This is a genomic window from Streptomyces sp. NPDC014733, assembly GCF_043083385.1.
GTDB lineage: Bacteria > Actinomycetota > Actinomycetes > Streptomycetales > Streptomycetaceae > Streptomyces.
In genome coordinates this window covers 383,506-407,887 of the sequence record NZ_JBIBYO010000005.1, presented here as the reverse complement: position 1 = coordinate 407,887, position 24,382 = coordinate 383,506, and the positions used below count along the sequence as shown (strand labels likewise).

Genomic DNA, 24,382 nt, shown 5'->3' with positions numbered 1-24,382 from the left:
CAGCTCGCGCGCCGCCGACCGCGCGCCGTCGAGCGCGGGCCGGGGCGAGCGGCCGCGGGCCGCAGCCGCTCGGGGCTCAGCGGATATCCGCCGCCGCGTCCGCCCCGTCCACCGTGAACGCCGCGGCCACGGCGAGGCTGTCCTCGTAGACGTGGTGCCGGGTGATCAGGCCGTGGGCGACGGTGAGGTGCAGGGCGAACCGGGCGCGGTAGGCGCGGCCGGTGGGGCGGGCGGTCTGGCGGATCTCGCCGAGCACGACGGCGTCGACGCCGTCCACCAGGAGGCGTTCGATCTCGGTGGCCGCCTGCCCGGGCACATGGTGTTCCGCCAGTTCGCGGTAGTGGGCGGCGGCGTCGGCGCGGGTGGCGCGGTGACGGATCCACGGGGTGGCGGTGCGGCCGTGCTCGGCCTCGGGCCAGTCCAGCTTCCAGTCGATCCGCTCGGCGTACAGCTCGGCGATGCGCTCCGGGTCGCCCTCGCCGATGCGACGCAGCAGCTCCTCCACCACGGCGCGGGTGCTCATGGCCACGGCCGTTCCCCCTCTGTTCCGGAACCCGCACCCCGACGGCGCGGAGAGATCACCTTTGTATCAGCGGCGAAGGCCGGTGGCGCCTGCTTTCCGGGAGGCCGCCGAGCGCGCACACGAGAGGCCCCGGACCGCGTGGTCCGGGGCCATGTCCCCTCGGCGCAGCCGTAGCTGACGCAGGGTCAGTAGCGGTACTGCTGCTCCTCGTGGCCGTGGTGCGAGGTCGGCGGGTACGGCGGTTCGCCGGGCGGGCGGACGCCGTCGCGCTGTTGCGGCACCCAGACCCCGCCGGGCGGGGTGTCGCCGTAGTCCTGGAGCGAGGTGCCGTACGCCGCTCCGTAGGGCTGCTGGGCGTACGGGTCGACCGGCGCGTAGGGGTCGTGCGGCGGGTACGGCTGGGCGCCGGGGTGAGGCCCGGCGGCCGCGCCCGGGTCGGTGCCGTACGGGGCGTAGGAGCCGTAGGGATCGGCGTAGGCGTCGTGCGCGCCGGGGCCGTAACCGCCGCCGTGGCCGTAGGGGCCGGGGTCCGCCGGCTGGTGGCCGAAGGCCGGGGCGTAGGCGTCCGAGCCGTGCGGGGCGGAACGGGCGTCGGGACTGTAGACGCCGTACTGGCCGGTCTCGTCGGGGAGCGGCTGCGGAGCGTAGACGTCCTGGGCGTAGCCACCCTGGGCATAGACGTCCTGGCCGCCGAAGACGGGGGCGGCGGCGGGGCCGTCGGGGGCCCAGCTGCCGTCCTGGTCGGGCTGCGGGGCGGTGCCGTACCCGTCGTGGGAGGGGTAGCCGTCCGGGGCGGTGTGGGGCGCGGTGGCGTCGTACGGGCCGGAGGCGTCGGCTCCGTCCACGGGGGCCGGGGCGTCGGGGGTGCCGGAGGGGCCGGTCGTCTCCTCGATGTCGGAGACGTGCAGGGCGGGCCGGCGGCCACCGGACCTGGCCCGGCGGCGCCGGTTGTTCTCCGGCGGCGCCTTCCGCAGCGACCAGCCGGTGGTGAAGCCGCGGCGGAAGGAGAGCGTCACGTAGGTCTGTCCGGTGGCGAACGCGGCGGCGCCGAGGGCGATGACGATCACCGACGGGAGGAGCACGCCCGCCACCACACCGAGGAATCCGGTGAAGGCCAGCAGCCGCCAGCGGAGGCGGGCCTTGTGCTGGAGGAGGACCTCGCCCAGCAGCCACAGCGCGACGCAACCGAATGCGATGTAGAGGACCGCCCAGCCCATGTACGCCCCTCTTCCGCCGCGCTGCGGCACCGTGATCAGGACTGCTGGTGCAGCCCCAGATTCTCGTAGATTTCCAGGGTCGCCGTGGAGTGGTTCAGGGTGATGAAGTGCAACCCGGGAACGTCCTCGGCCCTCAAGCGCGCGCACAGTTCCGTGGCGTACTCGATGCCAATGGAGCGTACAGCGGACGGGTCGTCCTTGACGGCCAGGATGCGGTCCGCGAGCTCAGGCGGGAAGGCGGCGTTGCTCAGTTGGGCGAACCGCTCGATCTGCCGGATGTTCGTGACGGGCATGATCTCGGGGATGATCGGCGTCGCGCACCCCGCGGCGGCGACGCGGTCGCGCAGCCGGAGGTAGTCCTCGGCGTAGAAGAACATCTGGGTGATGGCGAAGTCGGCGCCCGCGCGGCACTTGTCGACGAAGTGCGCGACGTCGGTGTCCCAGTCCGTGGAGCGCGGGTGCATCTCGGGGAAGGCCGCGACGCCGACGCAGAAGTCGCCGGACTCCTTGATCAGGCGGACCAGTTCGGCGGCGTAGGTGATGCCCTGCGGGTGGCGGACCCAGTCGCCCATCGGGTCGCCGGGCGGGTCGCCGCGGAGCGCGAGCATGTTGCGGATGCCGGCGTCGGCGTACTGCCCGATGATGTTGCGCAGTTCGGCCACGGAGTGGTTGACGGCGGTGAGGTGGGCGACCGGCGTCAGCGTGGTGTCGGTGGCGATCCGCTCGGTGGCGCGGACGGTGCCCTCACGGGAGGTGCCGCCGGCGCCGTAGGTCACGGAGACGAAGGTCGGGGCGACCGCTTCGATGCGGCGGATGGCGTTCCACAGCGTCCGCTCGCCCTTCTCGGTCTTCGGGGCGGCGAACTCGAACGAGTACGACTGTTTGCCGGAAGCGAGCAGCTCACGGACGGTGTGTGCGCGATCAGTCCTGGTGGAAGCGGTACCTAGGGCCATACGGGAAGGTTATCCACCTGTGGGTCGGGCACCAACCGACTCCGGTGGAATGCCGGAATAGGGCTGGTTCCCGTCCACGGAGTGGGACGGGAGGGCGGGCAGCGCCGCCCGGGCGCCGGGCCCCCGTCACCGGGCGCCGGGCCGGGCGTCCGCCGGATCAGGCGGCCCGCTCGCGTATCCGTCCGGCGAGCGAGGCGGCGGCCGCGGCGGGGTCCTCCGCCTCGGTGAGGGCGCGGACGACGACGATCCGGCGGGCGCCGGCGTCGAGCACCGCGTCGAGGTTGCCGGCGTCGATGCCGCCGATGGCGAACCAGGGGCGCTCGGGTGCCTGCCCGGCGGTGTACCGGACGAGGCCGAGGCCCGGGGCGTGGCGGCCCGGCTTGGTGGGCGTGGGCCAGCAGGGTCCGGTGCAGAAGTAGTCCACGCCCGGCTCGGCGAGGGCGGCATCGGCCTCGGCCTCGGCGTGCGTGGAGCGGCCTATGAGGACGTCCGGGCCGAGGAGCGCGCGGGCGGCGGGCACCGGGAGGTCGCCCTGGCCGAGGTGGAGCACATCGGCTCCGGCGGCGTGCGCGACGTCGGCGCGGTCGTTGACGGCGAGGAGTGTGCCGTGGCGGCGGCAGGCGTCCGCGACGGTCTCCAGATGGCGCAGCTCCTCGGCCGCCTCCATGCCCTTGTCACGCAGCTGGACGATGTCCACCCCGGAGGAGAGCACCGCGTCGAGGAACTGCGGCAGGTCGCCCTGGCGGGTGCGGGCGTCGGTGCAGAGGTAGAGCCGGGCGTCGGCGAGGGCCGCGGCGCGGGCGGCGTGGGTCCGGGTCGTCATCGGGTGCTCCCCCAAGGCGGTGGCGTACGGCCGGGAGCTCCGGCCGTACGCCACGTCGGTAGCGGTTACGGATGCGGGTGGTGCGGGCGGGCCGGGGCGCGGCCCGCCCCTGGGGGCCTTCCGGTCCTCACTGATCCGCGAGGACCGGAAAGACAACCCCGGGCGTCACACGGCGAGCGCCTGCGCCCGGCGCTTCACCTCCGTGCCGCGGTTCTCCCGCAGTGCCTGCGCGGGGGTGCCGGGCAGGGTGTCGTCCGCGGTGAAGAGCCACTCCAGCATCTCGTCGTCGGCGAAGCCGTCGTCCCGCAGGAGCGTCAGGGTGCCGACGAGGCCCTTGACGACCTTGCCGTCCTTGATGAAATCGGCCGGCACGTGCAGTGCCCTGTTCTCGCCGCGGCGCACCGCGATCAGCTGGCCCTCCTTGACCAGCTGCCGTACGCGCGTCACCTCGACGCCGAACTCTTCGGCGATGTCGGGGAGGGTGAGCCAGGCGGGGACGAGTCCATCGATGTTTGCGTCAATCTCGGTCACAGGACAAGCGTGCCACCTCGCACTGACAGTCGGTAGCCGGGCGTCGCCGGAGAGGGCCGCGCGGGCGGCGCCGGAGCCCCGGCGCACGGTCCCCGCCAGGCGCCGGGCCCGTCCCCGTACGCCCCGTGCGGCTCAGCGGACCGCGGACTTGAGCGGGACGGACGCGTCGGCGGCCCGCACCCGGTCCAGGGCGGCGCCGCGCTCGATGAGGCGGCGTCCCTGGGCCAGGTCGCGGGGCCTGCCGACCGCCAGCAGCGCCACCAGGACGCCGTCGCGCAGCCAGATGACCGACCAGGCGGCGCCGTCCGGATCACCGCGCCAGACCAGCTCGTCGGCGCCGCCGTGGTCGCCCGCGTACTGGACGAACCGGCCGAACTGCTCCGACCAGAAGTACGGGACCGGGTCGTAGACGGTGGCCTCGGCGGGGTCGCCGGTGATGTTCTGCGCGACGGTGCGGGGGCCCTGGAGGGCGTTGTCCCAGTGGTGGATGAGGAGTCTGCGGCCGTAGCGGGCGGAGGGGAAGGAGGCGCAGTCGCCGACGGCGTGGACGTCCGGGGCGGAGGTGCGCAGCCGGTCGTCGGCGAGGACCGAGCCGTCCTCCGGCGAGAGCGCGATGCCGGAACCGGCCAGCCAACCGGTGGCGGGGCGGGCGCCGATGCCGACGAGGACGGCGTCGGCGGGCAGCGCGGTGCCGTCGTCCAGCACCACGCCCCGCTCCCCGACGGCGGCGACCCGCGCGCCGGTGCGCAGTTCGGCACCGGCCGCGGCGTACCAGGGCGTCATGTGGGCGGCGACCTCGGCGGGCAGCGCCCCGGCCAGCGGGCGGTCGGCGGCCTCGACGACGGTGACGGCGCAGCCCGCCTCCCGGGCGGCGGTGGCGAACTCGGCGCCGATCCAGCCCGCGCCGACCACGACGATCTCGCTCCGCCCGGCCAGGACGGGCCGCAGCCGCCGCGCGTCGTCCAGGGTGCGCAGCAGGTGCACCCCGGGGTGCCCCTCGGTGCCGGGCAGCCGCAGGGGTGCGGCCCCGGTGGCGAGGACGGCGTGGTCGTAGCGGACCGGGCCGCGCGCGGTGTCCAGCAGGTGTTCCCCGGGGCGGATGCCGGTCACCGGGTGGTCCAGTTCCAGCTCGATGCCGAGGGAGCGGAAGTCGACGTCGAAGGCGGCGCCGTCGGCCTTGCCCAGCAGGACCGCCTTGGAGAGCGGCGGCCGGTCGTAGGGCGGGTGCGGCTCGTCGCCGAAGACGGTGATCGCGCCGTGCCAGCCGTTCTCGCGCAGCGCGACGGCGGTCTGCACGCCCGCCATACCCGCACCGGCGATCACCACGCGGGGCGTGTGGTCAGGGGCCTGGGAGGACTTCCTCTGCTCGCTCACCCGGTCACTCTAGGACGGCGCGCGAAGCGGTCCGCAGCACCGCGCAAGGAGATCTCTGACACAGCGTTACGGACCGCTCCCCGCTCCCCCGGACGGCCCGTCCGCTCCCCGGGCGCCGCCTTACGGGGCCCGGGAGGCGGGTACTAGGGTGAGGCGGACACGCACTCGCGGGAGCCCGGCGTACCGGGCTGAGAGGGAGGCTGACCGGCCTCCGACCGTACGAACCTGATCCGGGTCATGCCGGCGAAGGGAGGGGCTGGACGCCCATGCCTCCATCTGCCACACCACCGAGCCCGACGGATCCACCGCACCCCGACGTCCTGGTGATCGGCGGCGGCCTCATGGGGCTGGTCACCGCCTGGCGGGCCGCGCGGCGCGGACTGCGGACCGCGCTGGCCGATCCGGAGCCGGGCGGCGGCGCGGGCCGGGTCGCGGCCGGGATGCTCGCCGCCGTCACCGAGCTCCACCACGGCGAGGAGACGCTGCTCGGCCTCAACCTCGCCTCCGCCCGCCGCTATCCGGACTTCGTGGCGGAGCTGGAGGAGGCGAGCGGCCTGGACGCGGGCTACCGCGCCTGCGGCACCCTGGCCGTGGCGCTCGACGCCGACGACCGCGCCCACCTGCGAGAGCTCCACGCCCTCCAGGTGCGGTGCGGGCTGGAGTCGGTCTGGCTGCCGGGGCGTGAGTGCCGGCGCCTGGAGCCGATGCTCGCGCCCGGCGTGCGCGGGGGGCTGCGGGTCGACGGCGACCACCAGACCGATCCGCGGCGGCTGACCGCGGCGCTGCTGGTGGCGTGCGAGCGGGCCGGGGTGGCCTTCCACCGCACCCGCGCGGCCCGGCTGACGGTCGCCGCGGGGCGTGCCACCGGCGCCGAGCTGGCCGACGGCACCCGGATCGCGGCGGGCGCCACCGTGCTGGCCGCAGGCAGCCTCAGCGGGCGGCTGGCGGGGGTGCCGGACGAGGTGCGGCCGCCGGTGCGCCCGGTGAAGGGCCAGGTGCTGCGGCTGCGGCTGCCGCGCATGCCCCAGGGGAGCCCGGCGTTCCTGTCGCGCACCGTACGGGCCGTGGTGCGCGGGGGGCCGCTCTATCTGGTGCCGCGGGAGAACGGCGAGCTGGTCGTCGGCGCCACCACGGAGGAGCTGGGCTGGGACACCACCGTCACCGCGGGCGGCGTCTACGAGCTGCTGCGGGACGCGCACGAGCTGGTGCCGGGCCTGACGGAGCTGCCGCTGGTGGAGACCTGCGCGGGGCTGCGGCCCACCTCGCCGGACAACGCGCCGCTGCTCGGCCCGACGGCGCTGCCCGGGCTGCTGCTGGCCACCGGGCACTTCCGCAACGGCGTGCTGCTGACGCCGATCACCGGTGACGCGCTGGCCGAGGCGCTCACCACGGGGCGGCTGCCCGAGGAGGCCCGCCCGTTCTCCCCCGACCGCTTCGCCCCGGGCGCCGGTGCGCCGGCCGCCCCGGGACGCGTCCTCCAGGAGCAGCAGGCATGACCCCACCGACCTCCCCCGTCCCGTCCACCCCCTCCGGCGCCCCGGTCACCGTCACCGTCAACGGCGCCGCCCGGGAGATCCCCGGCGGGCTGACCCTGGACCGGCTGGTGGCGACGTTGTCGGCCGCCCCGTCCGGGGTCGCCGCCGCCGTCAACGAGACCGTCGTGCCGCGCTCCCGGTGGACGGACACCCCGCTCGCCGCCGGGGACCGTGTCGAGGTGCTGACCGCAGTCCAGGGGGGCTGAGCGATGGCCGACGATCTCCTCACCCTGGGCGGTACGGACCTCACCTCCCGGCTGATCATGGGCACCGGGGGCGCGCCCAGTCTGGACGTCCTGGAGCGGGCGCTGCTGGCGTCCGGGACACAGCTGACGACGGTCGCGATGCGGCGGCTGGACCCGACCGTCCAGGGTTCGGTCCTCTCCGTCCTCGACCGGCACGGCATCCGGGTGCTGCCGAACACCGCGGGCTGTTTCACGGCGGGCGAGGCGGTGCTCACCGCCCGGCTGGCCCGGGAGGCGCTGGGCACCGACTGGGTCAAGCTGGAGGTGGTCGCCGACGAGCGGACCCTGCTGCCCGACCCGGTGGAGCTGCTGGACGCGGCGGAGACCCTGGTGGACGACGGTTTCACGGTGCTGCCCTACACCAACGACGATCCGGTGCTGGCCCGGAAGCTGGAGGACGTGGGCTGCGCCGCGATCATGCCGCTGGGCTCGCCGATCGGCTCCGGGCTGGGCATCCGCAACCCGCACAACTTCCAGCTGATCACCGAGCGCGCCGGGGTCCCGGTGATCCTCGACGCGGGCGCCGGGACCGCCTCGGACGCGGCGCTCGCCATGGAGCTGGGGTGCGCGGCGGTGATGCTGGCGTCGGCGGTGACGCGCGCGCAGGATCCGGAGCTGATGGCGCGGTCGATGCGGTACGCGGTCGACGCGGGGCGGCTGGCCTTCCGCGCCGGACGCATCCCGCGCCGCCACTTCGCGCTGGCGTCGTCGCCGCGGGACGGCCGCGCGGAGCTGGATCCGGAGCGCCCGGCGTTCTGACGTCCCGGGGCGGCGGGCGTATCCCGTCGCCCCGCGGCCGCTTCCGGTCACCGTTCGGCCGCAGTGCGCCCGTACGGCCGCCGGACTGGCGGCGGTGTCGGTAGGTCCTCGTAGACTCGTCTGCCGTGGATACGACCCTTCAGGACCCCCTGGTCGGGCAGTTGCTCGACGGCCGGTACCGCGTCGAGGCGCGCATCGCCGCCGGTGGCATGGCGACGGTCTACCGCGCCCTGGACACCCGCCTCGACCGCGTGCTCGCCCTGAAGGTGATGCATCCGTCGCTGGCCGTGGACGGCGCGTTCGTGGACCGCTTCATCCGCGAGGCGAAGTCGGTCGCCAAGCTGTCGCACCCCAATGTGGTCGGCGTCTTCGACCAGGGCACCGACGGCACGTACGTCTATCTGGCGATGGAGTACGTCGCCGGGTGCACGCTGCGCGATGTGCTGCGCGAGCGGGGCGCACTCCGCCCGCGGGCCGCGCTGGACGTGCTGGAGCCGATCCTCGCCGCGCTGGGCGCCGCCCACCGCGCGGGCCTGGTGCACCGCGACATGAAGCCGGAGAACGTCCTGATCGGCGACGACGGCCGGGTCAAGGTCGCCGACTTCGGTCTGGTGCGCACGGTCGGCGCGCACACCGACACCACCGGCGCGGTCCTGGGCACCGTCTCGTATCTGGCGCCCGAGCAGATCGAGGAAGGCACCGCCGACGCCCGCGTCGACGTCTACGCCTGCGGTGTGGTGCTCTACGAGATGCTCACCGGCGCCAAACCGCACACCGGCGGCACGGCGGCCCAGGTGCTCTACCGCCATCTGCACGAGGACGTCGCCCCGCCGTCGGAGGCGGTGCCCGGCCTCGCCGCGCCGCTGGACGCACTGGTCGCGCTGGCCACCGCCCGCGCCCCGCAGGGCCGTCCCGAGGACGCGGTGGCGCTGCTCTCCGCGGTGCGCGAGGCCCGGGAGGGGCTGTCCGACGCGCAGCTGGACGCGGTCCCGCCGCAGGCCAGGGAGGTTCCGGCGGGCGACGGCACGGAGCGTACGAGCGTGCTGCCGCGCGCCGTGGTGCAGCCGCCGCTGCCCGGGTTCGCGGGCATCGGGCCGGCGCCCGGGGAGGAGGGGCTGAACCGCACCAGCCGCCTGGAGGTCCCGGCGTCCGAGCCGACCACCCGGCTGCGCCCGGCGCCGCCCGCCCGGCGCGGCCCGTTCGCCGATCCGCGGCGCCGGCTGGTGGCGATCGTCGCCGCGGTGCTGCTGGTCCTCGGGGGCGGCACCGGTATCTGGTACGTCACCGCCGGGCAGTTCACCGCCGTCCCCGCGGTGCTGGACATGGCGCAGTCGAAGGCCGAGCAGACGCTGCGGGACGAGGGCCTGGGCGTGAAGGTGGTGCGCGACTACAGCCCCACGGTGCGGCGCGGCCGCGTGATCGCCACCGCCCCGGGCACCGGCGCCCGTATACGCGGCACCGGGACGGTCACGCTCACGGTCTCGCGCGGCCCGGAGATCGTCACCGTCCCGGACCTGTCGGGCACCCCGGTGGCCGACGCCCGGCGGGCGCTGCGGGAGCGCGGGCTGGTGCCGGGGGCGACGCGCCGTGAGTTCAGCGACGAGGTCGCCAAGGGGTCGGTGATCCGGACGGACCCGGCGGCGGGCAGTGAGCGGCATCCCGACACGGCGGTGGCGCTGACGGTGAGCCGGGGCGCGGCGCTGGACGTCCCCGATGTGACGGGTGACGACCGCGACGACGCCGCCGAGACGCTGCGGGACGAGGGCTTCGTGGTGAACTTCGCCGACCAGGCGATCCACTCACCCGAGGACAAGGGCACCGTCGCCCGCCAGTCCCCCGCCGGTGGGCAGCTCGGCAAGGGCGAGACGGTGACGTTGACGCTGTCGCTGGGCCCGGAGATGGTCACGGTGCCGAAGGTGACGGGGCAGAACGTCGACGACGCGAAGAAGCAGCTGACCGGCCTCGGGTTCTCGGTGGAGGTCAAGAAGCCGTTCCTGTTCCCGCAGGACACCGTCGAGTCGCAGTCGGTCGACCCGGGTGAGCAGGCGCCCAAGGGCAGCACGATCACGATCAGGCTCAAGGGCGCGCTGTAGGGGGCAGCCCCGGCCTCGCGCCCATGGCCTCAAGTTCGCTTGAGCTTCTACGGAGCCGCCGTACGGGCCCGGAGCCGGGCCCCGGCCGCGTTGTCGGTGGGGCCTGGCACCCTGGTGGAGTGAGCAACCATCCCTCCCCCGCAGACGCCGCCGCGCGCGGCCGGCTCCGTAATCCGGTCGGCGGCCATGTGCCGGTCGCCGGCGGCCTGGCCAAGGCCGGTCTCCCCTATGCCCGCACGATGGGCGGTGAAGCGGTCCAGGTCTTCGTCGCCAATCCGCGCGGCTGGGCGACACCGGCGGGCAACCCCGCGCAGGACGAGGCGTTCCGGGCCGGTTGCGCGGACGAGGGCATACCGGCGTACGTCCACGCGCCCTATCTGATCAACTTCGGCTCGCACACCGAGGCGACCGTGGAGAAGTCGGTGGCGTCGCTGCGGCACTCGCTGCGCCGCGGCCGGGCGATCGGCGCGCGCGGTGTGGTGGTGCACACCGGTTCGGCGACCGGCGGGCGGCCGCGCGCCGAGGCGCTGGCGCAGGCCGGGGAGTGGATGCGGCCGCTGCTGGCGGAGCTGGTGCACGACGACGATCCCTGGCTGCTGCTGGAGCCGACGGCCGGGCAGGGCGCCTCGCTGTGCGCGCTCGCCGAGGATCTCGGGCCGTACTTCGAGGTGCTGGAGCGCCATCCGAAGCTCGGCGTCTGCCTGGACACCTGCCATGCGTTCGCGGCGGGTCACGACATGGCCGCGCCAGGCGGGATGAAGGCGCTGCTGGACGAGTTGACGGAGGTCACCGGCGAGGGCCGACTGCGGCTGATCCACGCCAACGACTCCAAGGACGTGGTCGGCGCCCACAAGGACCGGCACGCCAACATCGGCGCCGGTCACCTCGGTGCGGAGCCGTTCGCCGAGCTGTTCACCCACCCGGCGACGGACGGCGTGCCGCTGGTGATCGAGACGCCCGGCGGCCCGGAGGGGCATGCGGCGGACGTCGCCCGGCTGAAGGAGCTGCGGACGGCCGCGATCAGCTGAGCCGACGGGCCGGGCGGGCCGGTGTGCCCGGGACGGGCCGCCGGGCGCGTGCTGCGCACCGCGGCGGACGCCTCGTCACAGCTCCGGCCCGTCCCCCGGTTCCTCCTGGTAGGAGTAGCGCTGTTCGCGCCAGGGGTCGCCGAGGTTGTGGTAGCCGCGCTCCTCCCAGAAGCCGCGGCGGTCGGCGGTCATGTACTCGATGCCGCGGACCCACTTGGGGCCCTTCCAGGCGTAGAGATGGGGGACGATCAGCCGGACCGGGAAGCCGTGTTCGGCGGTGAGGAGTTCACCGGAGCGGTGGGTGGCGAAAAGGCAGTTCTCCGCCGCGAAATCCTCCAGGCGCAGGTTCGAACTGAATCCGTATTCTGCCCAGACCATCACGTGCGTGGCCTCGGGTGCGGGCGGTGCGAGTTCGAGGATCGTCGCCGTACGGACACCGCCCCATTCGGCGCCCAGCATGCTGATTTTGGTGACGCAATGCATATCGGCGACGACCGTCGTATACGGCAGCGCGGCGAATTCCTCATGCGTCCAGCAGTGTTTGTCGCCGTCCGCGGTGGCGCCGAAGGCGCGGAACTCCCAGCGTTCGGGACGGAACTTCGGCACCGGGCCGTAGTGCGTGACGGGCCAGCCCCGCTGCAGTCGCTGCCCGGGAGGCAGCGGAGGTTGCTCCGCTTCGCGGCTTTCCGGCTGACCCATGCCTCCATGGTGTCAGACCGGAAGGGGTGCCCCTGACCAACGCCAGACGAAACGGGCAATCCACAGTAAGCGTGCACTTACTGGACGTTACGCTCCGGGCGATGCAAGGATGCGGCGCACGTGCCCGTTACCGCGCGGAAGGAGCCCGCTGCCATGCAGGGCGACCCCGAGGTCATCGAATTCCTCAACGAGCAGCTGACCGCCGAGCTGACCGCGATCAATCAGTACTTCCTGCACGCGAAGATGCAGGAGAACTTCGGCTGGCCGAAGCTTGCGAAGTACACCCGCGCCGAATCGTTCGACGAGATGAAGCACGCGGAAATTCTCACCGACCGCATCCTCTTCCTGGAGGCACTGCCGAACTATCAGCGGCTGTTCCATGTCCGCGTCGGCCAGACGGTGACGGAGATGTTCCAGGCGGACCGGCAGGTGGAGGTCGAGGCGATCGACCGGCTCAAGCGCGGGATCGAGCTGATGCGCGCCAAGGGGGACATCACCTCGGCCAACATCTTCGAGAGCATCCTCGCCGACGAGGAGCACCACATCGACTATCTGGACACGCAGTTGGAGCTGGTGGAGAAGCTCGGCGAGCCGCTCTACATCGCCCAGCTGGTCGAGCAGCCCAGCACCTGAGCCCGCCGCCCGCGGCGGCGGTCAGGCCGCTTCGCGGTACGCCGGGGGCGTCTGCGCCACCGGGAGCAGCGCCGCGGCCGGCTCGGCGACCGGGGCCTCCGGGGCCACCGGCAGGGACTCCGCCGCCACCGGCAGGGCCTCGGCGGCGGCCGGCGGGACGGGTGCGCCCAGCGGTTCGGGGGCGCCCTTGTCGATCAGCTCGCGGCGCGGGCAGGCGCCACGGCCCAGCAGCGCCTGGATGCGGCGCACACAGCCGCCGCAGTCGGTGCCGGCCTTGCAGGCGGAGGCGATCTGGCGGGGCGTGCAGGCACCGGTGTCCGCATGCTCGCGGACCTGCTGTTCGGTGATGCCGAAGCAGGAGCACACGTACACCCGGTCCACCTCCGCGTAGGTCGGCCTCGTCGATCCCGTTGATCGTCAGTGAGGTAACCCTTACCTTACCTTTCGTCGAAGGTGCCGCACAACGCCGGACAACGCCGTGGGGCGCGGATCACAGATCCGCGCCCCACAGGTGTGTCGCTCACCGTCGCGACGGACGGACTCACTGGTCGCGGTACATCTCCGCGACCAGGAAGGCCAGGTCCAGCGACTGGCTGCGGTTGAGCCGCGGGTCGCAGGCGGTCTCGTAGCGCTGGTGCAGATCGTCGACGAAGATCTCGTCGCCGCCGCCCACGCACTCCGTGACGTCGTCGCCGGTCAGCTCGACGTGGATGCCGCCCGGGTGGGTGCCCAGCGCCTTGTGGACCTCGAAGAAGCCCTTGACCTCGTCGAGCACGTCGTCGAAGCGGCGGGTCTTGTGGCCCGACGCCGCCTCGAAGGTGTTGCCGTGCATCGGGTCGCAGATCCACGCGACCTGCGCGCCGGAGGCGGTGACCTTCTCCACCAGCCCGGGAAGGCGGTCGCGGATCTTGTCCGCGCCCATCCGCGTGATGAAGGTCAGCCGGCCCGGCTCACGGTCCGGGTCGATCCGCTCGATGAGCGCCAGCGCGTCCTCGGCCGTGGTGTTCGGGCCGAGCTTCACCCCCACGGGGTTGCGGATGCGCGAGGCGAACTCGACGTGCGCGTGGTCGAGCTGGCGGGTGCGCTCGCCGAGCCAGACCATGTGGCCCGACACGTCGTAGAGCTGCCCGGTGCGCGAGTCGGTGCGGGTGAGCGCCGACTCGTAGTCGAGGATGAGCGCCTCGTGCGACGAGAAGAACTCGACGGTGCGGAACTCCTCCGGGTCGACCCCGCAGGCGTTCATGAAGTTCATCGCGCGGTCGATCTCGCGGGCGAGCGCCTCGTAGCGCTGGCCGGAGGGCGACGACTTCACGAAGTCCTGGTTCCAGGCGTGCACCTGGCGCAGGTCGGCGTAGCCACCGGTGGTGAAGGCACGGACGAGGTTCAGCGTCGCGGCGGAGGCGTGGTACATCCGCTTGAGCCGCTCGGGGTCCGGGATCCGGGCCGCCTCGGTGAACTCGAAGCCGTTGACGGAGTCGCCGCGGTAGGTCGGCAGCGTCACGCCGTCGCGGGTCTCGGTGGGCTTGGAGCGCGGCTTGCTGTACTGGCCGGCGATCCGGCCGACCTTGACCACCGGGACGGACCCGGCATAGGTCAGGACGGCGCCCATCTGGAGAAGCGTCTTGAGCTTGTTGCGGATGTGCTCGGCGGAGACGGCGTCGAACGCCTCCGCGCAGTCGCCGCCCTGCAGCAGAAACGCCTCACCGCGGGCGACCGCTGCCAGGCGCTCGCGCAGCTGGTCGCACTCGCCGGCGAAGACGAGCGGCGGATAGGACTCGAGCTCCGCGATCACATCGCGCAGAGCCTCGTGGTCCGGCCAGTCGGGCTGCTGCGCCGCGGGCAGGTCTCGCCAGGTGTTGCCACCGGCGTGGGTATCAGCGTTCACGGTCACACCGTCCACATTACGGGGTCCGCGGAGGGTGTCCGGGCCACGCCCGGAGTATGAGACGGACCGCACCCGCCGGCCGGGCGCCCCGGCCGGCGGCCCGGTGCCGGTTCACCTCCGTTTCCGGGCCGCTCCACGCGGCCGGGTGCTGCCGGGTGCGGCCGTCCGGAGTGCGGACGGCGGCGCCGGGCCGCCGCGGGTCCGGTAGGGTGCCCGGCATGTACGCGCAGCACGTCACGAACTGGTGGTGGACCGCTCATCCGGCGGCCCGCTGACACGCGCGTACTCACTCGAACTTCGCGAAGGCCGCCCGAGGGGCGGCCTTCGGTGTATCCACCGGCCGTTCCTCCTCCCGGAAGGAACCCCGGATGCACGACCACTCCCCCGCAGCGCAGGACGCCGCCGCCCTGGTGCGGCAGCTGCTGGCCCCCGGCTGCCCGCCGTTCGCGCTGCTGCGCCGCCGTACGCCCGGACGCGACGGCTCCGTCGTCGAGGTGCTGATCGGCGAGGTCACCGAGGTCGAGCTGCTGGCGGACATCCCGCTCGGCGACGGCCCGGACGCCTCCGGCGCGCCGGTCACCGATGCGCTGGCTCTGGTCCCGTTCCGGCAGATCCGCGAGCGCGGGTTCACCGCCCACGACGACGCCACCCCGCTGGCCGTGCTGCGCCCGCACACCGCGTACGAGCTGCCCCTGGACGCCGTGCGGGAGGCGCTCCCGGCGCACGACGTGGCGGTGCGCGACGGGGCGTTCGACGTGGCCGACGACGCGTACGCGGAGATCGTCGGGCGGGTGGTGCGGGACGAGATCGGCACCGGGGCGGGCGCCAACTTCGTGATCCGGCGGACCTTCGAGGGCGCGATCGACGGATTCGGCGCCGCCGACGCGCTGGCGCTGTTCCGGCGGCTGCTGGCCGGGGAGCGCGGGGCGTACTGGACGTACGTGGTGCACCGCCCCGGGGCGCGGACGCTGGTCGGCGCCAGCCCCGAGGTGCATGTGCGGATGACCGGGGCGCGGCCGGACGCGCCGGGCGGCGGCACCGTCGTGATGAATCCCATCAGCGGCACCTACCGCTACCCGGCGGGCGGCCCCAGCGCCGAGGGGCTGCTGGCGTTCCTCGGCGACCGCAAGGAGGTGGAGGAGCTGTCGATGGTGGTCGACGAGGAGCTGAAGATGATGTGCACCGTCGGCGACGGCGGCGGGGTGGTCGTCGGGCCGCGGCTGCGGGAGATGGCGCACCTCGCGCACACCGAGTACGAGCTGCGCGGCCGGACCTCGCTGGACGTGCGGGAGGTGCTGAAGGAGACGATGTTCGCGGCGACGGTCACCGGCTCGCCGGTGCAGAACGCCTGCCGGGTCATCGAGCGCCACGAGCCGCGCGCCGCCGACGGCCGGGGCCGCGGCTACTACGCGGGCGCGCTGGCGCTGCTGGGCCGGGACGCGTCCGGGGCGCAGACGCTGGACTCGCCGATCCTCATCCGGACGGCCGACATCGACGCGGGCGGGCGGCTGCGGGTGCCGGTCGGGGCGACGCTGGTACGGGCCTCGGACCCGTACGGCGAGGTGGCCGAGACACATGCGAAGGCGGCGGGGGTGCTCACCGCGCTGGGGGTGCGGCCGGCGCCGGAGCGGCCGGCGGCGGACGCCGAGGCGCCGCGGCTGGCGGACGATCCGCGGGTGCGGGCCGCGCTGGACGCGCGGCGGGCGGATCTGGCGCCGTTCTGGCTGCGGATGCGCTCGGGCGAGCCGACCGCGGCGCTGCGTGGCCATGCGCTGGTCGTGGACGCGGAGGACACCTTCACCGCGATGCTGGCGCATCTGCTGCGGACGTCGGGCCTGGAGGTCACGGTGCGCCGGTTCGACGAGCCGGGGCTGCGCGCGGCGGTGCGGGCGCACCGGGGGCCGGTGGTGCTGGGCCCCGGCCCCGGCGATCCGTCCGACGCCGGCGACCCCCGGATGCGCTTCCTGCGGTCGCTCGCCGCGGAGCTGGTGGGCGGGCGGGCGGCGGACCGGCCGGTCCTCGGGGTCTGCCTCGGCCATGAGCTGCTGGCGGCGGAGCTGGGGCTGGAGATCGTCCGCAAGGAGGTGCCGTTCCAGGGGGCGCAGGAGCGGATCGACTTCTTCGGACGCCCGGAGACCGTCGGCTTCTACAACACCTTCACCGCCCGCTGCGACGACGCCACCGCCGCCGAACTGGCCATGCACCGCGTGGAGGTGAGCCGGGACGAGGTGAGCGGGGAGGTGCACGCGCTGCGCGGGCCGGGCTTCGCCGGGGTGCAGTTCCACCCGGAGTCGGTGCTGACGCTGGACGGGGCGCGGCTCACCGCCCAGCTGCTGGCGGCCGTTCTGGTGTGACGAGGAGGTTCACGCCGTCGCGGCCGGCCAGGTAGTCCTCGACGTTGGCGAGGGTGGCGTCGGTGATCTGGCCGACCGCGTCGGCGGTGAAGTACGCCTGGTGCGAGGTGACGAGGACGTTGTTGAAGGTCATCAGGCGGGCCAGCACGTCGTCGCGGACGACGTCGAGGGACCGGTCGTGGAAGAACATTCCGGCCTCCTCCTCGTAGACGTCGAGGGCGACGCCGGAGAGGCGGCCGGACTTCAGGGTCTCGACGAGGGCGGCGGTGTCGACGAGTCCGCCGCGGCTGGTGTTGACCAGCAGGGCGTCGTCCTTCATGGCGGCCAGCGCGGGGGCGTCGACGAGACGGCGGGTGGCGTCGGTCAGCGGGACGTGCAGGGTGATCAGGTCGGACTCGGCGAAGAGGTGGTCGCGGTCGACGTAGCGCATCCCGAGGTCCCGGCAGGCCGGGTTCTCGGCGAGGTCCCAGCCCAGCAAACGCATGCCGAAGCCGTGCGCGATGCGGGTGAACGCCTCGCCGATCCGGCCGGTGCCGACCACGCCGGCGGTGCGTCCTCGCAGGTCGCGGCCCATCAGCCCGTCGAGGCGGAAGTCGAAGAGCCGGGTGCGCTGGGCGGCGCGGATCACCCGGCGGTCGACGGCGAGGGCGAGCGCCCAGGCGAACTCGGCGACGGCGTAGGGCGAGTAGGCGGCGACCCGGCCGACGGTCATGCCGAGGTCGGCGGCGGCCCGGAGGTCGATGTTGTTGTAGCCGGTGGCCCGCTGGGCGATCAGCTTCGTACCGCCCGTGAAGAGGGTCTGGAGGACCTCGGCGGACAGTTCGGAGTTGACGTCGGTGGTGACGATCTCGTAGCCGTGGGCGATGGGCGCGGTGTCGTGGTCGAGGTTGACGTCCAGGCAGCGGATCTGGTGCCGGCCGGCGAACGCCCGCTCCAGCAGGGGCCGTTCATCGGCCTGCACCCCGAACGCGATGATCTCCATACCGCTCTCCTCCTCGCCTCACACCCGCCCGTTCCGCGGCTTTTGTCTGCCGGGCCGAATATACGGGCCCCGGGCCGCCGGGCCCCGCCGCGGCGCGGGCGGGGCCCGGCGGAGCGACGGGCGGGGCGCCCCGGCCCCTCCGGAGCACACCCGCCCGCCGCCGCCCGCGCCGTCAGCCGAAGAACACCCCCGCCTCCGCGTACAGCGCCGGATCGACCGTCTTCAGCTGCGCCGTCGCCTCGGCCAGCGGCACCCGCACGATGTCCGTACCGCGCAGCGCCACCATCGAGCCGAAGTCACGGGCGTGCACCGCGTCGACGGCGTGCAGCCCGAAGCGGGTGGCCAGCCAGCGGTCGAAGGCGCTGGGCGTGCCGCCGCGCTGGGTGTGGCCGAGGACGGTGGTCCGCGCCTCCTTGCCGGTCCGCCGCTCGATCTCCTTGGCCAGCCACTCCCCCACACCGGAGAGCCGCACATGCCCGAACGCGTCGGTGCTGCCGTCCTTCAGCACCATCTGGCCGTCCTTGGGCATGGCCCCCTCCGCAACGACGACCACCGGCGCGTAGCGGACCCGGAAGCGGGACTCGATCCAGGCGCAGACCTGCTCGACGTCGAAGCGCTGCTCGGGGATGAGGATGACGTTGGCGCCGCCCGCGAGCCCCGAGTGGAGGGCGATCCAGCCCGCGTGGCGGCCCATCACCTCGACGACCAGGACCCGCATATGGGATTCGGCGGTGGTGTGCAGCCGGTCGATGGCCTCCGTGGCGACGCCGACGGCGGTGTCGAAGCCGAAGGTGTAGTCGGTGGCCGAGAGGTCGTTGTCGATGGTCTTGGGGACGCCGACACAGGGGATGCCGTGCTCCTCCCAGAGCCTCGCCGCGACGCCGAGGGTGTCCTCGCCGCCGATCGCGATCAACGCCTCGACCTCCTCCTTCGCCAGCGTCTCCTTGATCCGGCGGACGCCGTCCTCCTCCTGGAAGGGGTTGGTCCGCGACGAGCCGAGGACCGTACCGCCGCGGGGCAGGATGCCGCGGACCGCGGCGATGTCCAGCGGGCGGACGTCGCCGCGCAACGGCCCGCGCCAGCCGTCGCGGAAACCCGCGAAGGTGTGCCCGTACTCCTGGGTGCCCTTGCGGACGACGGCCCTGATCACCGCGTTCAGACCGGGGCAGTCGCCACCGCCGGTCAGCACTCCGACCCGCATCGCCTTCACCTACATCCCGTCAGAGGGCCGCGCACGGCCCCGCACGAACCGATGCGGTCACGCTAGACGTGATCCGGGTCACTCCGGGATGGGCGTGCGGCCGACTCCGGTACGCCGGGGGCGAGTTGGCGCCCGACGATCACCCGTACGGGCGGGAGCGCGGCGCGGCGGTGACGCGGCCCGCGGGTCAGGCGTCGTCGAGCCCGCGCTCGATGGCGTACCGGACCAGCTCGACGCGGTTGTGGAGCTGGAGCTTGCCGAGGGTGTTCTGGACGTGGTTCTGCACCGTGCGGTGCGAGATGACCAGCCGCTCGGCGATCTGCTTGTACGAGAGGCCCTTGGCGACCAGCCGCAGCACCTCGGTCTCCCGGTCGGTCAGGCTCGGGGCGCCGGGCACGTCCGCGGTGGCGGGCGCCGGTTCCGTCGCGAGCCGCCGGTACTCGCCGAGGACCAGACCGGCCAGCCCCGGGGTGAAGACCGGCTCACCGGCGGCGGTGCGGCGCACCGCGTCCAGCAGCTCCTCGGTGCTCGCCGACTTCAGCAGATAGCCGGTCGCCCCGGACTTCACCGCCTCCAGCACATCGGCGTGCTCCCCGCTGGCCGACAGGACCAGGACCCGCACACCGGGGTGCGAGCCGACGACCTCCTTGCAGACCTGCGCCCCGGGCAGCCCGGGGAGGTTGAGGTCCAGGACGAGGACCTGGGGCACCACGGCGCGGGCCCGGCGCACCGCCTGCGGACCGTCGCCCGCGGTGGCCACCACCTCGCACCCGGCGGCCGCCAGGTCCCGGGCGACGGCGTCGCGCCACATCGGGTGGTCGTCGACCACCATCACCTGTATCGCGTCGCCGGAACCGCCTGCCGGAACCGTGCCGTCCTGGTCGCTCATGCGCGCGTCTTCCCCCCGCGTCGGCCCTCGGGCGGTGCGCCCTTGGGCACGGTCAACTCCACTTCGGTGCCCTGACCGGGGACCGACAGCCACTCGGCGGTGCCGCCCAGGTCCCGCAGCCGCCCGCGGATCGACAGGGCGACACCCAGCCGCCCCTCCCGCTCGGCGTCGTCGAGCCGCCCCTCGGGGATGCCCGGCCCGTCGTCCCGGACCGTCACCACGACCGCCTCCGGCTCGTCCTCCAGCAGCACCCACGCCCGGGCATCCTCCCCGGCGTGCACCCGTACGTTGTCCAGCGCGGCGCCGACCGCGGCGGCCAGCTCCCCGGCGGCGTGCGCCGGCAGCTCCACGGCGGTGCCCGGCTCGGAGAACGTCACCCCGCTCCCGGCGTACGGGGCGAGCAGCGCCCGTACGTCGCAGCGGCCGCCCCGCGCCGCGTCGGCGGGCGGCGCGGCGGCCACCGGCGGTGCGGCGGCGGGCGCCGGGGCGCCCGTACGGGGCGACGGGACCAGCCCGCCGGCCACCAGCGTCCGCAGCGCGACCTCCTGCTCCCCGGCCATCCGGCCCAGCTCCGCCGCCTCCCCGCCGATCGCGGCGCCGCGGCGCTGCACCATCGCGAGGACCTGGAGGACGCTGTCGTGGATGTCGCGGGCCAGCCGCTCCCGCTCCCGGGTGGCCGCCTCGATCTGGAGCGCGCGGGCGAGGGTGCGCTCACTGTCGCGGGCCACCTCGACGACGTAGCCGATCGCCACGCTCGCCACCCAGACCAGTACGACGTTGTGGATGGTGTTCCCGGCCAGCTCCTCGCGTTCGACGAGGTTGGCGACGGCCACCAGGCTGGACGCGGCCATCGCCCACCGCCAGCCGCCCTTGATCGCGAAACCGAGGACGGAGCCCGCGGTGCAGATCGACGGCAGCGTGGCCGCGCCGCCCATGATCCGCTCATGGGACTCGACGACCATGGTCAGCAGGATGCCGCCCACCGCGAAGGTGAGGTCCCCGGCGAGGAAGCGCCGGGTGCAGCGCTCCGCCGAAGTGGTGTGGCGCCAGGTCAGCGCGGTCCAGACGGCGAGCGCCACCATGTAGCCGACCGCGCCGAGCGGATGCACGTACTTCTCGTACTGCGAGGCGACCAGGCAGCAGGTGTAGATCAGCGTGAGGATGCGGTAGCCGGTGAGCGCGCGCCACAGCGGCAGCTCCACGGACATGCGCAGCCCCGGCCGCGGCGCGGCGGGCGCCGTGCCCGCCACCGCCCCGCCCGCCTCCGTCGTCGTGTCGGTGTCCGCCATTCCCCGGCCCCCACCCCTCGCCGGGCGCGCCTACGCCCCGGCCCCGGCCTTACCCGGTCCGTCCGTGCCGTGTCCCTTGCCCTTGCCGGCGGCCTCGGCCTTCTTCGCCTCGGCCTCGGCCTTCTTCTTCGCGTCGGCGATCTGCCGCTTGGCCGCCGTCGCGTAGATGTCGACGTACTCCTGGCCGGAGAGCTTCATGATCTCGTACATCACCTCGTCGGTGACCGAGCGCAGGATGAAGCGGTCGCCCTCCATGCCCTGGTAGCGCGTGAAGTCCAGCGGTTTGCCGATGCGGATGCCGGGCCGGATCATCTTCGGCACGATCTTGCCGGGCGGCTGCACCTTCTCGGTGTCGATCATCGCGACGGGGATGACCGGCGCCCCGGTGGCCAGCGCGACCCGGGCCAGACCGCCGGGCTTGCCGCGGTAGAGGCGGCCGTCGGGCGAGCGGGTGCCCTCCGGGTAGATGCCGAACAGCTCACCGCGCTCCAGCACCTCGATACCGCTCTTGATGGCCGCCTCGCCCGCCCCGCGCGCGCCCGAGCGGTCGACGGGCAGCTGGCCCACGCCCTTGAAGAACGCGGCGGTCAGCTTCCCCTTCACGCCGGGCGAGGTGAAGTACTCGGCCTTCGCGATGAAGGTGACCTTGCGGTCGAGGACCGCGGGCAGGAAGAAGGAGTCCGAGAAGGACAGGTGGTTGCTCGCGAGGATCGCCGGACCCTCGGCGGGAACGTTCTCGATGCCTTCCACCCAGGGACGGAACGCCAGCTTGAGCGAACCGCCGAGAGAGAACTTCATTGCGCCGTAGATCAACCGACTGCCTCCTGTGTGTGACGCAAAGACCTTAACCCGGCCCGGAGCCCCGTTCGTCGCCTCCGGCCCGCCGTCCGGGACGAGGCGGGCCCCCGCATCGCGCGATCGCCCTTACCCCACCGGCGTCACTCCGCGTACGCTGCAGGTGACGAGCCAGATCCCCCATCGATCGGAGTTCCCCGGTGCCGCTCCTTCCCGGAGCCGAGCCGTTCCGCCGTGACGGCGGAGAGGTCGGCGTCCTCGTGTGTCACGGCTTCACCGGCTCCCCCCAGTCCGTACGCCCCTGGGCCGAGTACCTCGCCGACCGGGGGGCGAGCGTCACGCTGCCGCTGCTGCCCGGCCACGGCACCCGCTGGCAGGACATGGCGGTCACCACGTGGCAGGACTGGTACGCGGAGGTCGACCGCGAGCTGCGGGCGCTCTCCGAGCGGTGCACCAAGGTCTTCGTCTGCGGGCTGTCGATGGGCGGCGCGCTGGCGCTGCGGCTCGCCGCCCGGCACGGCGACGCGATCAGCGGCGTCGTGGTGGTCAACCCGGCCAACAAGGTGCACGACGCGCTGGCCGGGCTGCTGCCCGTGCTGCGCCACCTCGTCCCGACGACGAAGGGCCTGGCGAGCGACATCGCCGAGCCGGGCGCCACGGAGACCGGCTACGACCGCGTCCCGCTGCACGCCGCGTACTCCGTGCGGCAGTTCTTCCGGCTGGTGGACACCGAACTCCCGCAGGTCACACAGCCGTTGCTGGTGATGACCAGCCCGCAGGACCATGTCGTCCCGCCGGCCGACTCCGAGCGGATCCTGGCCCGGGTGTCGTCGACGGACGTGGACCGGACGCTGCTGGAGCACAGCTACCACGTCGCCACGCTCGACCACGACGCCGAGCAGATCTTCCGGGACACCGCCGCCTTCATCGAGCGGCTGGCCCCGGGCGCCCTGACCGACCCGGTGGACGAGGGGACGGCGGCCCGTGGCGGAGCGTAGCCCTCGCGATCCCCAGGACCCGCTGGACGAAGAGGCCGCCTGGGCCCAGATCGTCGCGGGTTACGGCGAGGAACCGGCGTGGGACGACGCCCGCCGGGAGGTACGGGGCGAGAGCACCGACCCCGGGGAGCCCGGCCACGGCGCCGGCACCGCCGCCCCGGAGGGCGAGCGGCCCGCCCCCGCGGCGCAGGCGTCCGACGCTCCGGCCGGGGAGTCCGGCCCCGAGGAGCGGACCGGGGAGTCCGGCTCCGAGGACCGGACCGGGGACGACGAACCGAGGACGCCGCCCGGTCCCGCGGCGCCCGGCCCCGGCTCCCCCGGCAGTTTCGTGGTGTACGCGCCGGGCGTCGGCCCGCGCGACTGGAGCGCCGCCGAGCCCTCGGAGGACGATTTCGACGAGGACGACGAGGGCCACTTCACCCCGCCCGAGCCGCCCCCGCTCCCGCAGGCCGACGTGACGGCGAAGTTCGCCTGGCTCGCGGTGCTCGGCGGACCGCTGCTGCTGGTCGTCATGGTGCTGCTCCAGCAGCCGGTGACGTGGTGGATCACGGTCCTGGGCGTCGGCGGTTTCCTCGGCGGTTTCGCCACCTTGATCGCCCGCATGAAGGACGACGACGAGGACGGCGACGGGCCGGCGCCCGGCAGCGGCGCGGTGGTCTGAGGCCACCCGGCGCGGGCGCTGCGGACACCCCTCAGGGAGCGACCGCCGGGATCCGCAGCGCCGCGAGCACCGGCAGATGGTCGGTGGCGGCCGTCAGATCGGCGGGGTCCACCCCGGGCAGCCCGTGCGGGACACCGCAGCCCAGTACCTCGACACCGCCGGTGGTGAAGAGCGCGTCGATGCGCTGGTGCGGCTCGCGCGGTGTCGAGGTGAACTCCCCGCCCCACGGGTGCGCGGCCCAGGCGTCGGTGAGCGCCCCGGACAGCCGCCGGAAACTCCGGCCGTCCGGCCGGTCGTTGAGATCGCCGCCGGCCACCGCGTACGGCACGTCCAGCGCCGCCAGCTCCGTCAGCAGCCGTCCGGCCTGCGCGTACCGCTCCTCGGCGGCGAGGCTGAGATGACAGCTGAGGACGCCGAGCCGGGCGCCGCCGACGCGGACGACGGCGGTGGCGAAGCCGCGCCGGTGCAGACCGGGGGTGCGGGGCAGCAGGATGTCGGCGGTGCGCTCGACGTGGACGCGGAGCGCGGCGAGGATCATCGGGCCGGTGGTGGTGGCGCCGCCGGTGACATGCGTCAGACCGCTCGCGCGGGCCAGCCGTTCGGCGGCCTTGCGCCAGCGGAAGAACCGCGGCGCCTCCTGGATCAGGACGAGATCGGGCGCACAGGCGCGGATCACCCGGGCGACGGCCGCCCCGTCGTCGCGCAGCGAGCGGATGTTGTAGCTGAGCACCCGCACGACGGACGAACCGTCCGGTGCGGTACGGGATACGGGAAGCGCGGACATCACGGCGGCTCCTGGGGTCTGTCGTCGCCCTCCCGCGGTGCGCCCGGAGGCGGACGGGGAGGTGAGGACAGACCCTACGGCCGCCGGGCCCGGAAACCGCGGTGCCCGCCGCGTCCGGGACGCGGCGGGCG

The 24,382-nt window shown here is 74.0% G+C and carries 25 protein-coding genes and 1 riboswitch; of the genes, 10 read left to right on the top strand and 15 right to left on the bottom strand.

What is annotated here, in order from left to right:
* Positions 1-76 precede the first annotated feature (76 nt).
* The 6 genes from ACF1BH_RS15565 to ACF1BH_RS15540 form a co-directional block, all read right to left on the bottom strand.
* The gene (locus tag ACF1BH_RS15565; protein ID WP_391642986.1) at positions 77-523 is read right to left on the bottom strand and encodes a nuclear transport factor 2 family protein; all 447 of its coding nucleotides are present in this window, start codon (positions 521-523) and stop codon (positions 77-79) included.
* 185 nt (positions 524-708) lie between these two features.
* On the bottom strand, positions 709-1,740 hold the full coding sequence (locus ACF1BH_RS15560) for a hypothetical protein (RefSeq protein ID WP_391642985.1): 1,032 nt from the start codon (positions 1,738-1,740) through the stop codon (positions 709-711).
* Positions 1,741-1,775: 35 nt separating this feature from the next.
* Complete coding sequence (gene metF, locus ACF1BH_RS15555) at positions 1,776-2,693, bottom strand: methylenetetrahydrofolate reductase [NAD(P)H] (RefSeq protein ID WP_391642984.1); 918 nt, start codon at positions 2,691-2,693, stop codon at positions 1,776-1,778.
* Between the two features lie 157 nt (positions 2,694-2,850).
* Positions 2,851-3,516, bottom strand: coding sequence for a thiamine phosphate synthase (gene thiE, locus ACF1BH_RS15550; protein WP_391642983.1), 666 nt, complete (start codon positions 3,514-3,516; stop codon positions 2,851-2,853).
* 165 nt (positions 3,517-3,681) lie between these two features.
* Complete coding sequence (locus tag ACF1BH_RS15545; protein ID WP_391642982.1) at positions 3,682-4,047, bottom strand: Rv2175c family DNA-binding protein; 366 nt, start codon at positions 4,045-4,047, stop codon at positions 3,682-3,684.
* 132 nt (positions 4,048-4,179) lie between these two features.
* Positions 4,180-5,421: an NAD(P)/FAD-dependent oxidoreductase gene (locus ACF1BH_RS15540; protein ID WP_391642981.1), complete on the bottom strand. Its 1,242-nt coding sequence runs from the start codon at positions 5,419-5,421 to the stop codon at positions 4,180-4,182.
* Between the two features lie 157 nt (positions 5,422-5,578).
* Positions 5,579-5,690, top strand: a riboswitch (TPP riboswitch).
* Here ACF1BH_RS15540 and thiO point away from each other — a divergent pair.
* The 5 genes from thiO (at position 5,688) to ACF1BH_RS15515 (ending at position 11,081) form a co-directional block, all read left to right on the top strand.
* Positions 5,688-6,917 carry a glycine oxidase ThiO gene (thiO, locus tag ACF1BH_RS15535; RefSeq protein WP_391642980.1) on the top strand — a complete coding sequence of 410 codons (1,230 nt, stop codon included), beginning with the start codon at positions 5,688-5,690 and terminating at the stop codon, positions 6,915-6,917. It overlaps the preceding riboswitch by 3 nt.
* Positions 6,914-7,162: a sulfur carrier protein ThiS gene (gene thiS / locus ACF1BH_RS15530; protein ID WP_391642979.1), complete on the top strand. Its 249-nt coding sequence runs from the start codon at positions 6,914-6,916 to the stop codon at positions 7,160-7,162. The genes thiO and thiS overlap by 4 nt, the downstream gene beginning before the upstream one ends.
* 3 nt (positions 7,163-7,165) lie before the next feature.
* Positions 7,166-7,960, top strand: coding sequence for a thiazole synthase (locus tag ACF1BH_RS15525; protein WP_391642978.1), 795 nt, complete (start codon positions 7,166-7,168; stop codon positions 7,958-7,960).
* 125 nt (positions 7,961-8,085) lie between these two features.
* Positions 8,086-10,053 carry a Stk1 family PASTA domain-containing Ser/Thr kinase gene (gene pknB, locus ACF1BH_RS15520; RefSeq protein WP_391642977.1) on the top strand — a complete coding sequence of 656 codons (1,968 nt, stop codon included), beginning with the start codon at positions 8,086-8,088 and terminating at the stop codon, positions 10,051-10,053.
* Between the two features lie 119 nt (positions 10,054-10,172).
* Positions 10,173-11,081 (top strand): deoxyribonuclease IV, encoded by a 909-nt coding sequence (locus tag ACF1BH_RS15515; RefSeq protein WP_391642976.1) that lies wholly within the window; start codon positions 10,173-10,175, stop codon positions 11,079-11,081.
* A 75-nt stretch (positions 11,082-11,156) separates the two neighbouring features.
* Here ACF1BH_RS15515 and ACF1BH_RS15510 read toward each other — a convergent pair whose 3' ends face one another.
* Positions 11,157-11,780: a sulfite oxidase-like oxidoreductase gene (locus ACF1BH_RS15510; RefSeq protein WP_391642975.1), complete on the bottom strand. Its 624-nt coding sequence runs from the start codon at positions 11,778-11,780 to the stop codon at positions 11,157-11,159.
* A gap of 153 nt (positions 11,781-11,933) precedes the next feature.
* On the opposite strand from ACF1BH_RS15510, the gene bfr reads away from it, so the two are divergent.
* The gene (bfr, locus tag ACF1BH_RS15505) at positions 11,934-12,413 is read left to right on the top strand and encodes a bacterioferritin (protein WP_391642974.1); all 480 of its coding nucleotides are present in this window, start codon (positions 11,934-11,936) and stop codon (positions 12,411-12,413) included.
* A gap of 21 nt (positions 12,414-12,434) precedes the next feature.
* On the opposite strand, the gene ACF1BH_RS15500 is transcribed toward bfr, so the two are convergent.
* Positions 12,435-12,785, bottom strand: coding sequence for a bacterioferritin-associated ferredoxin (locus tag ACF1BH_RS15500; RefSeq protein WP_391642973.1), 351 nt, complete (start codon positions 12,783-12,785; stop codon positions 12,435-12,437).
* A gap of 169 nt (positions 12,786-12,954) precedes the next feature.
* A complete protein-coding gene (locus ACF1BH_RS15495) occupies positions 12,955-14,304 on the bottom strand; it encodes a class II 3-deoxy-7-phosphoheptulonate synthase (RefSeq protein ID WP_391642972.1) in 1,350 nt (449 codons plus the stop codon).
* 50 nt (positions 14,305-14,354) lie between these two features.
* Between ACF1BH_RS15495 and ACF1BH_RS15490 the strand changes: the two genes are divergently transcribed.
* Both ACF1BH_RS15490 and ACF1BH_RS15485 read left to right on the top strand, forming a co-directional pair.
* Complete coding sequence (locus ACF1BH_RS15490) at positions 14,355-14,573, top strand: trp operon leader peptide (protein WP_391642971.1); 219 nt, start codon at positions 14,355-14,357, stop codon at positions 14,571-14,573.
* 93 nt (positions 14,574-14,666) lie between these two features.
* Positions 14,667-16,652, top strand: a complete 1,986-nt coding sequence (locus ACF1BH_RS15485) for an anthranilate synthase family protein (RefSeq protein ID WP_391642970.1) — start codon at positions 14,667-14,669, stop codon at positions 16,650-16,652.
* Here ACF1BH_RS15485 and ACF1BH_RS15480 read toward each other — a convergent pair.
* The 5 genes from ACF1BH_RS15480 to ACF1BH_RS15460 form a co-directional block, all read right to left on the bottom strand.
* Positions 16,618-17,634 carry a 2-hydroxyacid dehydrogenase gene (locus ACF1BH_RS15480; RefSeq protein ID WP_391642969.1) on the bottom strand — a complete coding sequence of 339 codons (1,017 nt, stop codon included), beginning with the start codon at positions 17,632-17,634 and terminating at the stop codon, positions 16,618-16,620. The two genes, ACF1BH_RS15485 and ACF1BH_RS15480, sit on opposite strands and share 35 nt — an antisense overlap.
* A 172-nt stretch (positions 17,635-17,806) precedes the next feature.
* Complete coding sequence (locus ACF1BH_RS15475; protein WP_391642968.1) at positions 17,807-18,835, bottom strand: 6-phosphofructokinase; 1,029 nt, start codon at positions 18,833-18,835, stop codon at positions 17,807-17,809.
* Positions 18,836-19,022: 187 nt separating this feature from the next.
* Entirely contained in the window at positions 19,023-19,724 is a 702-nt protein-coding gene (locus tag ACF1BH_RS15470; protein ID WP_391642967.1) for a response regulator, read from the bottom strand.
* On the bottom strand, positions 19,721-20,932 hold the full coding sequence (gene macS, locus ACF1BH_RS15465; protein WP_391643079.1) for a MacS family sensor histidine kinase: 1,212 nt from the start codon (positions 20,930-20,932) through the stop codon (positions 19,721-19,723). Before macS ends, ACF1BH_RS15470 begins: the two co-directional genes overlap by 4 nt.
* A 111-nt stretch (positions 20,933-21,043) precedes the next feature.
* On the bottom strand, positions 21,044-21,811 hold the full coding sequence (locus ACF1BH_RS15460) for a lysophospholipid acyltransferase family protein (protein WP_391643078.1): 768 nt from the start codon (positions 21,809-21,811) through the stop codon (positions 21,044-21,046).
* Between the two features lie 197 nt (positions 21,812-22,008).
* On the opposite strand from ACF1BH_RS15460, the gene ACF1BH_RS15455 reads away from it, so the two are divergent.
* Positions 22,009-22,806: an alpha/beta hydrolase gene (locus tag ACF1BH_RS15455; protein ID WP_391642966.1), complete on the top strand. Its 798-nt coding sequence runs from the start codon at positions 22,009-22,011 to the stop codon at positions 22,804-22,806.
* A complete protein-coding gene (locus ACF1BH_RS15450) occupies positions 22,793-23,467 on the top strand; it encodes a hypothetical protein (RefSeq protein WP_391642965.1) in 675 nt (224 codons plus the stop codon). Before ACF1BH_RS15455 ends, ACF1BH_RS15450 begins: the two co-directional genes overlap by 14 nt.
* Positions 23,468-23,498: 31 nt before the next feature.
* Here ACF1BH_RS15450 and ACF1BH_RS15445 read toward each other — a convergent pair whose 3' ends face one another.
* Complete coding sequence (locus ACF1BH_RS15445; RefSeq protein ID WP_391642964.1) at positions 23,499-24,251, bottom strand: endonuclease/exonuclease/phosphatase family protein; 753 nt, start codon at positions 24,249-24,251, stop codon at positions 23,499-23,501.
* Positions 24,252-24,382 lie beyond the last annotated feature (131 nt).